The 12907-nt window shown below is 72.5% G+C and carries 9 protein-coding genes and 1 pseudogene; 5 read left to right on the top strand and 5 right to left on the bottom strand.

Annotated elements, in window-relative coordinates:
• Positions 1-65: 65 nt before the first annotated feature.
• A complete protein-coding gene (locus JOD60_RS14105; RefSeq protein ID WP_076691262.1) occupies positions 66-1373 on the bottom strand; it encodes an MFS transporter in 1308 nt (435 codons plus the stop codon).
• Between the two features lie 116 nt (positions 1374-1489).
• On the opposite strand from JOD60_RS14105, the gene rpsO reads away from it, so the two are divergent.
• Entirely contained in the window at positions 1490-1759 is a 270-nt protein-coding gene (gene rpsO / locus JOD60_RS14100) for a 30S ribosomal protein S15 (RefSeq protein ID WP_005048780.1), read from the top strand.
• Positions 1760-1939: 180 nt separating this feature from the next.
• Here the strand turns inward: rpsO and JOD60_RS14095 are convergent, their stop codons facing one another.
• Positions 1940-2950 (bottom strand): isopenicillin N synthase family dioxygenase, encoded by a 1011-nt coding sequence (locus JOD60_RS14095; RefSeq protein WP_076691261.1) that lies wholly within the window; start codon positions 2948-2950, stop codon positions 1940-1942.
• Between the two features lie 50 nt (positions 2951-3000).
• Complete coding sequence (locus tag JOD60_RS14090) at positions 3001-4119, bottom strand: acyltransferase family protein (RefSeq protein ID WP_076691260.1); 1119 nt, start codon at positions 4117-4119, stop codon at positions 3001-3003.
• Between the two features lie 160 nt (positions 4120-4279).
• Between JOD60_RS14090 and JOD60_RS14085 the strand changes: the two genes are divergently transcribed.
• Together JOD60_RS14085 and JOD60_RS14080 are read left to right on the top strand one after the other, a co-directional pair.
• Positions 4280-5485 carry an LLM class flavin-dependent oxidoreductase gene (locus tag JOD60_RS14085; protein ID WP_076692233.1) on the top strand — a complete coding sequence of 402 codons (1206 nt, stop codon included), beginning with the start codon at positions 4280-4282 and terminating at the stop codon, positions 5483-5485.
• Positions 5482-6162 carry a CE1759 family FMN reductase gene (locus JOD60_RS14080; protein WP_076691259.1) on the top strand — a complete coding sequence of 227 codons (681 nt, stop codon included), beginning with the start codon at positions 5482-5484 and terminating at the stop codon, positions 6160-6162. The genes JOD60_RS14085 and JOD60_RS14080 overlap by 4 nt, the downstream gene beginning before the upstream one ends.
• On the opposite strand, the gene JOD60_RS14075 is transcribed toward JOD60_RS14080, so the two are convergent.
• Positions 6163-7494: a gamma-glutamyl-gamma-aminobutyrate hydrolase family protein gene (locus JOD60_RS14075; protein WP_157127957.1), complete on the bottom strand. Its 1332-nt coding sequence runs from the start codon at positions 7492-7494 to the stop codon at positions 6163-6165. It lies immediately after the preceding gene.
• A 216-nt stretch (positions 7495-7710) separates the two neighbouring features.
• Here JOD60_RS14075 and JOD60_RS14070 point away from each other — a divergent pair, with 216 nt between their 5' ends.
• Positions 7711-9648: a GDSL-type esterase/lipase family protein gene (locus JOD60_RS14070; protein ID WP_232321624.1), complete on the top strand. Its 1938-nt coding sequence runs from the start codon at positions 7711-7713 to the stop codon at positions 9646-9648.
• A 22-nt stretch (positions 9649-9670) separates the two neighbouring features.
• Here JOD60_RS14070 and JOD60_RS14065 read toward each other — a convergent pair.
• Positions 9671-11461, bottom strand: a pseudogene (locus JOD60_RS14065) (glycoside hydrolase family 15 protein).
• 62 nt (positions 11462-11523) lie between these two features.
• Here JOD60_RS14065 and JOD60_RS14060 point away from each other — a divergent pair.
• The gene (locus tag JOD60_RS14060) at positions 11524-12906 is read left to right on the top strand and encodes a glucose-6-phosphate dehydrogenase (protein WP_076692231.1); all 1383 of its coding nucleotides are present in this window, start codon (positions 11524-11526) and stop codon (positions 12904-12906) included.
• The last annotated feature ends 1 nt before the right edge of the window (position 12907 follow it).

Genomic DNA, 12907 nt, shown 5'->3' with positions numbered 1-12907 from the left:
TGCGGACCCCGACGCACCCTGAACGACGACGGGGCGGATGCTGCGGCATCCGCCCCGTCGCCTCATTACGGCACGGGATGCTCGGCGTCGTAGGCCCGGAAACGCGGGCTCAGGCGCACGAGCACCGCGACGAGCGCGATGATCAGCATCCCGCCTAGGAGCGGCGGGAACCACAGCGCCGTGAACGTCGCGAGCGTCCCGGCGTACAGCGCCCCGAGGCGCGGACCGCCGGTGACGACGACGATGAAGATGCCCTGCAGCCGCCCGCGGATGGCGTCGGGCACGGCGGCCTGCACCATTGTGTTGCGGAAGATCGAGCTCACGTTGTCGGCGGCACCGGCGAGCGCAAGCGCGAGGGCCGCGACGACGATGATGACGACGTTCGGGTGCCCCTCGTCCACTGTCTCGGGGGCGAACGCGCCGAGGGCGCCGGCCAGCAGGGCGAGTCCGAACAGGCCGATCGCGACGCCGTAGACGATGATCGCCCGCTCGATGCCGATTCCCTGGCGCCGCACTCGCCCGAACGGGCCGGAGAAGACGCTGCAGACGAACGCGCCCGCGGCGATCGCCGCCGTCAGCACACCCGTCGTGATGGCGCCGCCGCCGAGGAGCACGGCGCCGATCGCGGGGAACAGCGCGATCGGCTGCCCGAAGGTCATCGCGATGATGTCGAGGATGAACTGCAGCCGGATGTTCGCCGCGCGCCGCAGGAACCGCCATCCGTCGCGGAGCGACTCGAGGCCGGGTCGCACCATGGTGCCCTCGGGACGGATCGCCGGCAGCGACCAGAGGCCGAGGAAGTTCGCGAGCATGAGCGCGACGTCGATCGAGTACGTCCACGCGTAGCCGGTGAGGGCGACGAGCACGCCGGCCAGGGCGGGCCCGCCCATCACCATGATGCCCATCGTGATGCCGTTGAGCGCCGACGCCGCCGGCAGCAGCTCGCGGGGGAGCAGCCGGGGCACGATCGCCTGCCGGGTCGCCGAGACGATGGAGTTGGCGGCGGAGTTGACGACGCTCAGCGCGTACAGCCACGCGACCGTCTCGAGGCCTCCCCACGCCAGGACGGCCAGCAGGAACGTCGAGACCCAGGTGACGGATGCCGCGATCAGCGCGACCCGGCGCCGGTCGAAGGCATCCGCAAGCATCCCGCCGTACAGTCCCGCGATCACCATGGGCACGAGCCCGGCGACGGCGATCATCGACACCGCGAACGTCGACCCGGTCAGCTCGTACATGTGCAGCATGACCGCGACGATGGTCAGCTGCCCGCCGAGCCCGGCGAGCGTCGACCCGACCCACATGCGCGCGAAGGCGGGGCTCGCCGTGAACGGCCGCAGGTCGATGAAGCTGTCGCGGCGCAGGCGGGGCATCGTCCGAGCCTAGGAGACTGGTAGACTCTTCAGGTTGCCGTTGGATCGGCCGCGGATAAAGAGAGCCCACGCATCAGGCGTCGGGCGCCGCGCAACAAGGAGAGAGGGGATCACCTATGGCACTGGAAGCAGACGTCAAGAAGGCGATCATCGAAGAGTACGCGACGCACCCCGGTGACACCGGATCCCCCGAGGTGCAGGTCGCGATGCTGACGCAGCGCATCAAGGACCTCACCGAGCATCTCAAGGAGCACAAGCACGACCACCACTCGCGTCGTGGGCTGTTCCTGCTCGTCGGTCAGCGTCGTCGCCTGCTGGGTTACCTGCAGGACATCGACATCAACCGTTACCGCTCGCTCATCGAGCGTCTCGGTCTGCGCCGCTAAGCATCGCACGAGCGTTCAATCGCGCAGAACATTCTTGAGAAGGCCGCCCACGGTGTGGGCGGCCTTCGTCGTTCGCGCGACGGCTTCGCGAGACGGGACATTCGTGTCGAGACGGCATGCGCCGCACCCCGTCTCGACACAGATCTCCCGTCTCGGCGCGCAGGCCGGCGGATGCCAGGGCTATGCGCGGGCGGCGAGCAGGTCGGCGTGCCAGCGCGCGGCGACGTCGGGGTGGGCGCGCAGCCGGGACTTCAACGCGTTCTCGCCGTAGCGCGCGTGGATCGGGTTCGTGGGATCCTGCGTCACGCCGCGCGCCTGCGCGGCGAGTTCGGCCGGCAGCTCGATGAGCGGCAGCGTCGCGTCCAGGGCGGGGTTGAAGAAGTACGGCACCGAGATCCGATCGTCCGGATGCCGCGGTGAGATCACCCGGTGATTGGTCGCCACGAGGTACCCGCCGGTCGCATACTCGAGCATCTCGCCGATGTTGACGACGAAGGCTCCCGGCACGGGCGGGGCATCCACCCATACCCCGTCACGCTGCACCTGCAGCCCGCCCTTGCCGGGCTCGACCCACAGCAGCGTCAGCACGCCGGAGTCCTTGTGCGCTCCGACCCCCTGCGCGGGCTCGGGGGCGTCGGTGCCGGGGTAGCGGACGATCTTCAGCAGGGTCGACGGCTCGCCGAAGTGCTCCTCGAAGTAGGTCTCCGGCGCGCCGAGGGCGAGCGCCCAGGCGCGCAGGAGCTTCCGGGCGACGCCGGCGAGGTGCTCCTGCCACTGCGCCGTGACCTCGCGCAGCTCGGGGAGAGATTCCGGCCACAGGTTCGGGCCGATGAGGCGGGCGTACTCCGGCGCGTCCGGATCGTCGACCGCCGTGCGCTCGGGCCCGATGTCGATCTGCTCGCGCCAGTCGACCTTTCCCTGCGTCCGCTCGCCGCCGATACGGGTGTACCCGCGGAAGTGCGGGCTGTTGACGTTCTCGATGGCGAGCTTGTCGGCCTCGGGCAGGTCGAAGAACGCGCGCGCGGTGCGGTGCAGGCGTACCTCGAGCTCCGGCGGGATCCCGGTGCCGGTCAGGTAGAAGAAGCCGACGTCGTGGGTCGCGGCGCGCAGCGCCGCGCGAAAGCGCGCGGCGTCGTCCGCGTCGCCGTCCAGGAGTGAGAGGTCGAGGACGGGAAGGTTCAGGTCGCTCATGCGATGAGAGTAGGCGGATGCCGCGGCATCCGCCCCTGTGTTGCGCCGGGTTACCGGGGTCGGCGCGAGCCGGTCGGGTCGGAGCGGTGCCCCTCGCGGCCGGCGAGGGCCGGATCGGCGAACAGCCACGCGGGGCGCGGTTCGATGAGCGGACGGAAGACGGTGCGCACCGGCTTCGTGGCCAGCGCCAGTGCGATGACGACCGAGAGGACCACCACCGCCGGCAGCCACAGCCAGGTCGGTTCGGCGTTGCGGAGAATCCCGGTCTCGCGGAACGGGTACAGCACGAACGAGTGCAGCAGGTAGACGTACATCGTGTACTGGCCGAAATGGGTCCACCAGTACGTGCCGCGGGGGATGAGGGCGAAGAACGCCACGCTCAGCACGAGCGCGATCGCCATGAGCGCGAGTCGCAGCGCCCCCGACCACCACGGTCCGCCGAGCGTGGCGTAGTCCTCGTCGTAGAACAGCCACTCCCGCAGGTTCACGGCGCGCCAGGCGTCCACGAAGTACCAGGCGACGAAGCCGGAGACGGCGAAGAGGGCGACCGCGCCCACCCGCACCCACAGCCGCCGTCGCTGCAGCAGCCGGAACCGGGCGACGATGTCGTGGTGGGCGAGCCACCACCCCAGCGTGAAGAACGGGAGCAGTCCGAGAGTGCGCGACAGCGAGAGCGTCGAGTCGATGTTCGGCCAGTAGCCGACGGCGAGCGAGATGGCGACCGTCCACACGAGCGGCCACCGCAGCAGCGCGAGGTAGGGGAGGACGAGGCGGAAGAGGGCGAGGGCGAGGAGGAACCACAGCGTCCACGACGGCTGGGTGAGGTTGGGGTTCGCCTGGCCCTCCACGAGCCACTTCGTCAGCGTCCAGAGCGTCTCGAAGATGACGTACGGCGCCACGATGTCGGTGAGGACGCGCGCCATCTGCCGTCGGCTCGGGGAGTCGGACTTCGAGAAGTAGCCGGAGATGATCGCCAACGCCGGCATGTGGAACGCGTAGACGAGCAGGTACAGTCCGAGCGCGATGTCGCTGTCGTACGTCAAACGCTGCACCGCGTGGCCGAGGACGACGAGCACGATGCACGCGAAGCGGGCGTTGTCCCACAGCGGCACGCGACGCCGGGGCGCGCGGACGGCGCCGGTCTGCGGGGCGGAGGGCGTCGTCGTCATGTCGCTGGCCACCCTACCCGCCCCCGTCGGCCGGTCGGGAATAGCCTGGACGCAGGCGCGTTGCACCAGATACATTCATTCGCATGTATTGGATGCCGCGGCATCCGCGAAGGGAAGAGGGACCGTGAACGAGACCACCACCGGTGCGGCTGCCCCGCAGATGCAGTTCGGCATCTTCACCGTCAGCGACATCACCCAGGATCCGACGACGGGCCACACCCCCAGCGAGGCCGAGCGCATCCGCGCGACCGTCGAGATCGCGAAGCACGCCGAAGAAGTCGGCCTGGACGTCTTCGCCCTCGGCGAGCACCACAACCCGCCGTTCTGGTCGTCGTCCCCGACGACGACGCTCGCGTACATCGCCGCGCAGACCGAGCGCCTCATCGTCTCGACGGCGACGACGCTCATCACGACCAACGACCCGGTGAAGATCGCCGAGGACTACGCCATGCTGCAGCACCTCTCCGGCGGCCGCATGGACCTCATGCTCGGCCGCGGGAACACCGGCCCGGTCTATCCGTGGTTCGGCAAGGACATCCGCCAGGGCCTGCCGCTGTCGATCGAGAACTACGCGCTGCTGCACAAGCTCTGGCACGAGGACGTCGTGGACTGGGAGGGCACGTTCCGCACGCCGCTGCAAGGCTTCACCGCAACGCCGCGGCCGCTCGACGGGGTGGCGCCGTTCGTCTGGCACGGTTCGATCCGCACGCCCGAGATCGCCGAGCAGGCCGCCTACTACGGCGACGGGTTCTTCGCGAACAACATCTTCTGGCCGGCCGAGCACTACCAGCGCCTCATCGGCCTGTACCGCCAGCGCTGGGAGCACTACGGCCACGGCACGCCCGAGACGGCGATCGTGGGCCTCGGCGGCCAGGCGTTCATGGCGCGCAATTCGCAGGATGCCGTGGCGCAGTTCCGCCCGTACTTCGACAACGCGCCCGTGTACGGCCACGGACCGAGCCTGGAGGACTTCAGCGAGATGACGCCGCTGACCGTGGGGTCGCCCCAGCAGGTCATCGACCGCTACGCCGGCATGCGCGAGCTGTTCGGCGACTACCAGCGGCAGCTGTTCCTCATGGACCACGCGGGGCTTCCGCTGAAGACGGTGCTCGAGCAGCTCGACTTCCTCGGCGGCGAGGTCGTGCCGGTGCTGCGCCGCGAGTTCGCGAAGGACCGTCCGGCCGCCGTGCCGGATGCTCCGACGCACGCGGCTCTCGTGAAGGCCGCCTATGGCGACGGCCCGGCTCGGCAGGCGACGCCGCGGGCGAACCGCGGCGACAACCTCAGCGGCCCGTCGCCCTACCAGGACCAGCCGGCGCCCGCCGGTTCGGCCTTCGGCGCCGCAGCGACGGGCGGTGCACGGTGACCGCCCGGCGCATCGCCGTCGTCTCGGCGGGCCTGTCCAACCCCTCGTCGACGCGCATGCTCGCCGACCGCCTCGCGGCGGCCACGGTGGCCGCCCTGCGACAGGTTCAGGGACCAGACGGCCAGCCCATCCAGGCCACCGTCGACACGGTCGAGCTGCGCGCCCTCGCGCACGACATCACGAACAACCTGCTGACCGGCTTCGCGCCGCCCGCGCTGGAGTCGGCGATCAACACCGTCGTCTCCGCAGACGGCGTCATCGTGGTCACGCCGATTTTCTCGACGAGCTACTCGGGACTGTTCAAGTCATTCATCGACGTGCTCGATCCCGACGCCCTGTCCGGGATGCCGGTGCTCATCGGTGCGAACGCCGGCACGGCGCGGCACTCGCTGGCGATCGACTACGCGATCCGCCCGCTGTTCGCGTACCTGCACGCCGAGCCGGTCTCGACGGGTGTGTTCGCGGCATCCAGCGACTGGGGTGCCGCCGCCGACGACGTCGCGCCGCTGTCGGCCCGCGTCGAGCGCGGCGCACGCGAGTTCGCGGCGGCCATCGCCCGCCGGCCGGCGGCGCAGAACGCCGACCCGCTCAGCCCGGAGAACTATCTCGACAGCTTCACCCGGCTGCTGAACGCGCCGAAGGACGGCCACCTGCTGGGGGGCCTCGCCGGGGAGTAGTCAGCGCGCCGCGAGCCGGCCGGCGCGCACGAGGCTCGCGAAGGCCGCGAAGGGCGCCGCCGCCAGATCGGCGGGGGTGCCCTCGGCCTCCGGGTGCCACTGCACCGCGATGATCGGCAGGCTCTCGTGCTCGACGGCCTCGACGACGCCGTCCGGCGCGACCGCTGTCGCGACGAGCCCGGTCCCGAGCGCGCGGATCGCCTGATGGTGACCCGACGCGACCGGGATCTCGTCGGCATCCATCTCGTCGCGCAGCCGTGAACCGGCGGCGACGGCGACGGGGTGCCACGTCCACTCCAGCTCGCCGCACCCGTCGGTTCCCGGCGTGTGCCGCACCGCGCCCGGGGCGAGGTCTTCGATGAGGGTGCCGCCGAGCGCCACGTTGAGCACCTGCAGTCCGCGGCAGACGCCGAGGACCGGCAGGCCGCGCTCGATCGCGGCGGCGAGGATGCCGAGGTCGAGCTCGTCCTGCGCAGCGTTGACGTCGTAGCAAGGCGCGGACGGGTCGCCGCCGTAGCGAGCCGGGTCGACGTCGCCGCCGCCGGGCAGCACCAGGCCGTCGAAGCCGGAGAGGTCGGTGTCCCGCACCACCACGACGTCCAGGCCCTCGGCGCGCACGAGCGCCGCCACATCGTCGAAGATCGCGTTCGCCAGGCCCACGCGGGCGTCGGCCCCGTCGGCGTCGGAGAGGCGGGCGGGCATGGCGATGCGTGACGTCATGACTCCATTCTGGCGCCGCGCACCGGTCACCCGCGCACGGGCGGCGAGGATGCGGTCGACGACGATCCCGAGCGCCAGCGCCACGACGACCGAGACCACCACGGCGAGCGCGGGGGCGTCGGGCAGGAGCGCCGCGACCGCCGCGCCCACCACCGCCTGGTAGACGCCCCACGCGGTCGCCGCGCCCGCCGCGACCGCCAGGTAGCGCACCGCGCCGACACCCGTCGCGCCGGCGGTGAGATTGACCGCGAGCCGTGCGAAGGGCACGAACCTCGCGGTGAAGACGACCGCCGCGGTGCTGCGGTCCAGGCGCCCGCGCGCCCAGGCGACGGCCCGGCGCACCCTGTCGGTGCGCATCCATCGCCAGCGCTCGACGCCGACACGGCGGCCCACCAGGAAGCACAGGGCGTCGCCGGTGAGCGCCGCCGCCGACGCCACGACGATGACCGCGGCCAGCGGCGGCGCCCCCACCGACACCGACAGGGCCCCGAGGGCGCTCACCGCGACCTCGCCGGGGACGACGACCAGCAGCGCGTCGAGCAGGACGAGGGCGAACAGCGCCGGCAGCAGCCATCCGCTGTGCCCGAGTCCGGCCAGCAGGTCAGCGCTCACCGCTCCGTCCTACCGCGGTCCCGTGAACGGCACGCGAACAGCCGACATGCGCTCGGCGTCGCCCCAGACGACGGCGGGCTTGCCCGAAGGTGACGTGACATCGGGCATCGCGTGAACACTCTCTCCGGCGCCGGGTCGGACGGGCCACGACCGGGCGATGCCCGCCACTGTGGAGACGTGAGAGTCGCGATCGTCGCAGAGACATTCCTGCCCCACATGAACGGAGTCACCGGCTCCGTCCTCCAGGTGTCGTCGTGCCTGCAGCGTGCCGGCCACGACGTGCTCGTCATCGCCCCCGCACCCCGGCGCGGGGGCGACCGCTCCACCCCCGTGGCCACCGAGCGCATCGCGTCGCTCCCGCTGCCGAGCTACCCGGCCGTGCGGCTGGCCGCTCCCCACAGCGCGACCCTCGCGCGGCGACTGCGCGCCTTCGGCCCCGACGTCGTGCACCTGGCCTCGCCCTTCCTCCTCGGCTGGCAGGCGCAGGTCGCGGCCGACGACCTGCGCCTGCCGACCGTCGCGGTCTACCAGACCGACGTCGCCGCCTACGCCCGTCGCTACGGTCTGCCACGGGCGATGGCGCTCGCCGAACGGCACGTCACCCGGCTGCACCGGCGCGCCACCCTCACGCTCGCCCCGTCGGCCGCCTCGCTCGCACAGCTGGAGGATCTCGGGGTGGATCGGGTCTCGCTCTGGGGGCGCGGCGTCGACCTCGAGCGCTTCGCCCCTGCCCGGCGCAGCGAGAGGTGGCGGGCAGACGTGGGCGGCGGCCGGACCATCGTCGGATACGTCGGCCGTCTCGCGCCCGAAAAGCAGGTCGCGGATCTCGCCGCGCTGGCGGGACTCCCCGGCATCCGCCTCGTGATCGTCGGCGACGGTCCCGACCGTGCGATGCTGCAGCGGCGCCTGCCGGATGCCGTGTTCCTCGGGCACCTGACGGGCGACGCCCTCGCCGAGGCGGTCGCCGGATTCGACGTGTTCGTGCACCCTGGCGAGAGCGAGACCTTCGGCCAGACGATCCAGGAGGCGATGGCCAGCGCCGTGCCCGTGGTCGCCACGGGGCGCGGCGGCCCGGTCGACCTCGTGCGCAGCAGCGTCGACGGCTGGCTGTACCGCCCCGGCGACCTCGGCGACCTCCGGGCGCGGGTCGCCGATCTCGTGGGCGACCCCTCGAAGCGGCGCGCCTTCGGCGCGGCGGCCCGCGAGAGCGTCGCACCTCGCGCGTGGGCGACGCTCAGCGACGCGCTCGTCGGGCACTACGCGCGCGCGGCGCGCCTGCGCACCCTCGACGACGCGCGACGCGCGCGGGTGCACCCGCTGCCCTCGCCCCGCCCCGTGCCCGCGGAGACGGCCCCGCGCACGCCGAGCTGGCGGCGCTATGTCGCGCTCGGCGACTCGATCACCGAGGGACTGTGCGACGCCTCGCGCATGCCCGCAGGGGAGTATCGCGGGTGGGCGGACCGGCTGGCGCAGCTGCTCGCGCTATCGGGGCGGGAGGGGCCGTTTCGCTACGCCAACCTCGCGGTGCGCAGCCGCACCGTCGCGCAGCTCATCGACGAGCAGCTGCCCGCGGCGCACCGGCTCCGCCCCGATCTGGTGTCGGTGCTCATCGGCGCGAACGACCTGGTGGGCGCTCGGGCGGACGTCCCGGCGCTCGCCGCCGCGGTCGGCGGCGCGGTGGCGAGCCTGCGTGCGGCGGGGTGCGATGTCCTGCTCGTCACCCCGTTCCTGCCCGATCGCCGCACGGCGGCGATCTTCGCGCAGCGCTTCGCCCGGTTCAACGCCGAGCTCCGGAGGATCGCCGCGCGTACCGGTGCGATCCTCCTCGACCTCGAAGCGCACCCCGACCTGGGGGCGCCGCTGCTGTGGGCAGACGACAGAGTGCATCTGCGCTCGGCGGGCCACCGCTTCGTCGCGTACCGAGCGGCCGATGTGCTCGGGGTGCCGGATGCCGCGGCACTCGCGGGCCTCGACGAGGCGCTGCACGCCGACGACGAGCCCGCGCCGGCGGGTACCTGGTTGCGACGGGATGCGTTGCCGTGGCTGTGGCGGCGGCTGCGGGGTCGGACGGCCGGAGACGGTCGGTCGGCCAAGCACGAGGGCTACATCGTGATCCCCCGTCCCGGCACGCGGGACCGGGCGCAGCAGGGCTGAGCGCGTCGGCGGACGCGCCGGATCAGCCGCGGCCGCCGGCGGCGTGGACGGCGTCCGCCGCCCGCACGAGCGCGAGATGCGACAGCGCCTGCGGCGTGTTGCCGGCCTGCCGGCGCCCTGCCACGTCGTACTCCTCCGAGAACATGCCCACGTCGTTCGCCAGGGCGCAGACCCGGTCGACCATCGCCCGGGCATCGGCGACGCGCCCCGACCGGGCGTACTGCTCCGCCAGCCACAGCGAGCATGCGAGGGACGGGTTCTCGTCACCACCCAGACCGTCCACGCCGGTGTCGGTGCGGTACCGGTGCACGAGGCTGTCGACGACGAGGGTGCGCTCGATCTCGGCGACCGTCGCCAGCATCCGCGGGTCGTCGGGCGCACAGAATCCGACGGCGGGCAGCAGCAGCAGGGAGGCGTCGACCTCGGTCGAGCCGTAGAACTGCGTGAACCATCCGCCGGGGGGCGACGCCGCGCGCGTCGATCTCCGCGCGCGTGCGATCGCGTATCCGCTCCCATTCTTCGACGGGGCCCGCCAGGCCGTGCTCGCGGACCGCGCGGACGCCGCGGTCGAAGGCCGCCCAGACGAGCGCCCGCGAGTGCGTGAACATGTGCGGCTCGCCGCGGATCTCCCAGATGCCGCGGTCGGGTTCGTCGAACCGCGCCGTCGCGTGGCCGAGGAGCGCACGCTCCAGCGGCCACGAGAAGGCCGACTCCGCCAGTCCCGCGTCGTGTGCAGGGCCACGAGCACCTCGCCGATGACATCGGCCTGGTACTGCAGGGCGGCGCCGTTGCCGATCCGCACCGGCGCGCTGCCCCGGTACCCGGGGAGCGACTCCAGCTCGCGCTCCAGCAGGTCGCGCTCGCCGCCGATGCCGTAGACGATCTGCATCTGGCTCGGGTCGCCCGCGATGGCCCGCAGCAGCCACGACCGCCAGTGGCCGGCGGCCTGCAGGATGCCGTGGGCCACGAGGGCCTCGAGCGTCAGCGCTGCGTCGCGCAACCACACGAACCGATAGTCCCAGTTGCGTTCACCGCCGAACTGCTCCGGCAGCGAGGTGGTCGCGGCGGCGATGATGCCGCCCGTGTCGCGATGGGTGAGCGCCCGCAGGATCAGCAGCGACCGCACCACTTCGGCGCGGTGGACCTCGCGCACGTCGATACGGTCGGCCCACTCCGTCCACCACGTGCGGGTGCGGTCGAGGGCGGCCGCGACGTCCAGGCGCCGCGGCGGCTCGCGGTGGGACGGATGCCACGTCAGCACGGTGTCGTGCACCTCCCCGGCGGCGACCGTCACCTGAGCGCGGTGGGAATGGTCCTCGGGCTCGAACTTCGCCCCGCGCAGCACGAGGCTGTCGGGCCCGGCGATCGCGACGAGTTCGGGCTCGGCGCGCGTGCCGCGCTGCCGCACCCAGGGCAGGGCGCGGGCATAGTCCGGCCGCATCCGCAGCCGGTGGGTGAAGGCGACCGAGCCCGACACTCCGACCAGCCGCCGCACGAGGTCGATGCGCTCGACGACCGCGACCGTGTGGGGAGCGATCGTGAGGGCGTCGTGAACCTCCGCGACGCCGCCCGGGGTCGTCCAGCGGGTGACGAGCGTGAAGGTGTCGCCGTCGTAGTGGCGCTCCGCGACGGCATCCGGCTCGTCGGGGCGCAGCTGCCAGCTGCCGTGCGCGTCGTCGCCGAGCAGCGCGCCGAAGACCGACGCGGAGTCGTATCGCGGCAGGCACAGCCAGTCGATCGCGCCGTCGCGGGAGACCAGGGCCGCGGTGCGGCAGTTGCTCAGCAGCGCGTAGTCTGCGATCTCAGAGGGCATCGATGCGATTCTCGCAGGCGCCCCCACGCGGCCCGGCAGGCTCGCGGGTTAGTGTGGCGTTCATGTCGGACGAGACGGTGTTCGTGATCATCGGCGCGAGCGGCGACCTCGCCTCGCGCCTGCTGCTGCCGGCGCTCGGCGAACTGCTGGTCGCCCAGCCCGAACGGCGCGTGCACCTCGTCGGAACCGGTCGCAGCGAGAGTTCCGACGCGCAGTGGCGGAAGACCGTCCGGCGCGCGTTCGGGACGGCGGATGCCGAGAGCGCGCTCACCGGGTCGATCGTCTCGACCCCCTACATCCGCGCCGACGCATCGACCGCGAGCGGCCTGCGGACGATCCTGCACGCGCTGCCGGAGGTGGACGACGGCCGCGTCGTGCTGTACTTCGCCGTGCCGCCGCAGGTCGCGGCATCCGCCTGCCGGGCCCTGAAGCCGAAGGACCTGCCGCCGGGCACGATCCTGGCTCTCGAGAAGCCGTTCGGCGACGAGGAGGCCAGCGCGCGCGAGCTCAACGAGGTGCTGCGCGCGCTCGTGCCCGAGCGTCAGGTGTTCCGGGTCGACCACTTCCTCGGCCGGTCCACGGTGCTGAACCTGCTGGGCGTGCGCTTCGCGAACCGTTTCGTGGAACCGGCGTGGTCGGCCGAGCACATCGCCGCGATCACCGTCCGCTTCGACGAATCGCTGGGGCTCGAGGGACGCGCCGGGTACTACGACCGGGCGGGCGCACTCGTCGACATGATCCAGAGCCACCTGCTGCAGGTGCTCGCGATCCTCACGATGACGCCCCCGGCGACGCTCGGCGACGCCGATGTGCGCGATGCGACGGCCGCCGCGCTGCGGGCCACGCACGTGTGGGAGGACAACGCGGTGCGCTTCTCCCATCGCGCCCGTTACACCGCCGGCACGATCGACGGCCGCGACCTGCCGGACTACGCCGCCGAGCCGGGCGTCGACCCGTCGCGACAGACCGAGACGCTCGCGCAGGCGACGTTCGAGGTGCGCACCGACCGCTGGGCCGGGGTGCCGATCACGCTCCGCTCCGGCAAGGCGATCGGCGACGCCGTGACCGAGATCGTCGTGCGCTTCCGACCGGTCCGCCACCTGCCGGCGGGCTTCACCGGCGCCGAGGAACCCGCCGTGCTCCGCTTCTCGCTCGGCCCCGACCGGCTGTCGCTGTCGATCAACGTCAACGGGGGATCGGATCCCTTCGCCCTGCACCGCGCGACGCTCGAGGCGGAGCTGGGCGTCGGGGCGCAGCGCGCGTACGTCGATGTGCTCGCGGCCCTGCTGGACGGCGACCCCACGCTGTCGGTCCGCGGCGACGCCGCCGAGGAGTGCTGGCGCATCCTGCAGCCCATCCGCGACGCCTGGGCGCGCGGCGACGTGCCACTGGAGGAGTACCCGGCCGGTTCGGCAGGCCCGGCGGATTGGGATCCGGACCGCTAGG

The organism is Microbacterium aurum, from assembly GCF_016907815.1.
GTDB lineage: Bacteria > Actinomycetota > Actinomycetes > Actinomycetales > Microbacteriaceae > Microbacterium > Microbacterium aurum.
This window is presented reverse-complemented; position numbering and strand designations above follow the sequence as displayed.

Excerpts from the sequence above, each read along its gene's own strand:
- rpsO (WP_005048780.1), top strand. The coding sequence starts at position 1,490 with ATGGCACTGGAAGCAGACGTCAAGAAGGCGATCATCGAAGAGTACGCG.
- JOD60_RS14095 (WP_076691261.1), bottom strand. The coding sequence starts at position 2,950 with ATGAGCGACCTGAACCTTCCCGTCCTCGACCTCTCACTCCTGGACGGC.
- JOD60_RS14105 (WP_076691262.1), bottom strand. The coding sequence starts at position 1,373 with ATGCCCCGCCTGCGCCGCGACAGCTTCATCGACCTGCGGCCGTTCACG.
- JOD60_RS14060 (WP_076692231.1), top strand. The coding sequence starts at position 11,524 with ATGTCGGACGAGACGGTGTTCGTGATCATCGGCGCGAGCGGCGACCTC.
- JOD60_RS14090 (WP_076691260.1), bottom strand. The coding sequence starts at position 4,119 with ATGACGACGACGCCCTCCGCCCCGCAGACCGGCGCCGTCCGCGCGCCC.
- JOD60_RS14070 (WP_232321624.1), top strand. The coding sequence starts at position 7,711 with ATGAACGGAGTCACCGGCTCCGTCCTCCAGGTGTCGTCGTGCCTGCAG.
- JOD60_RS14085 (WP_076692233.1), top strand. The coding sequence starts at position 4,280 with ATGCAGTTCGGCATCTTCACCGTCAGCGACATCACCCAGGATCCGACG.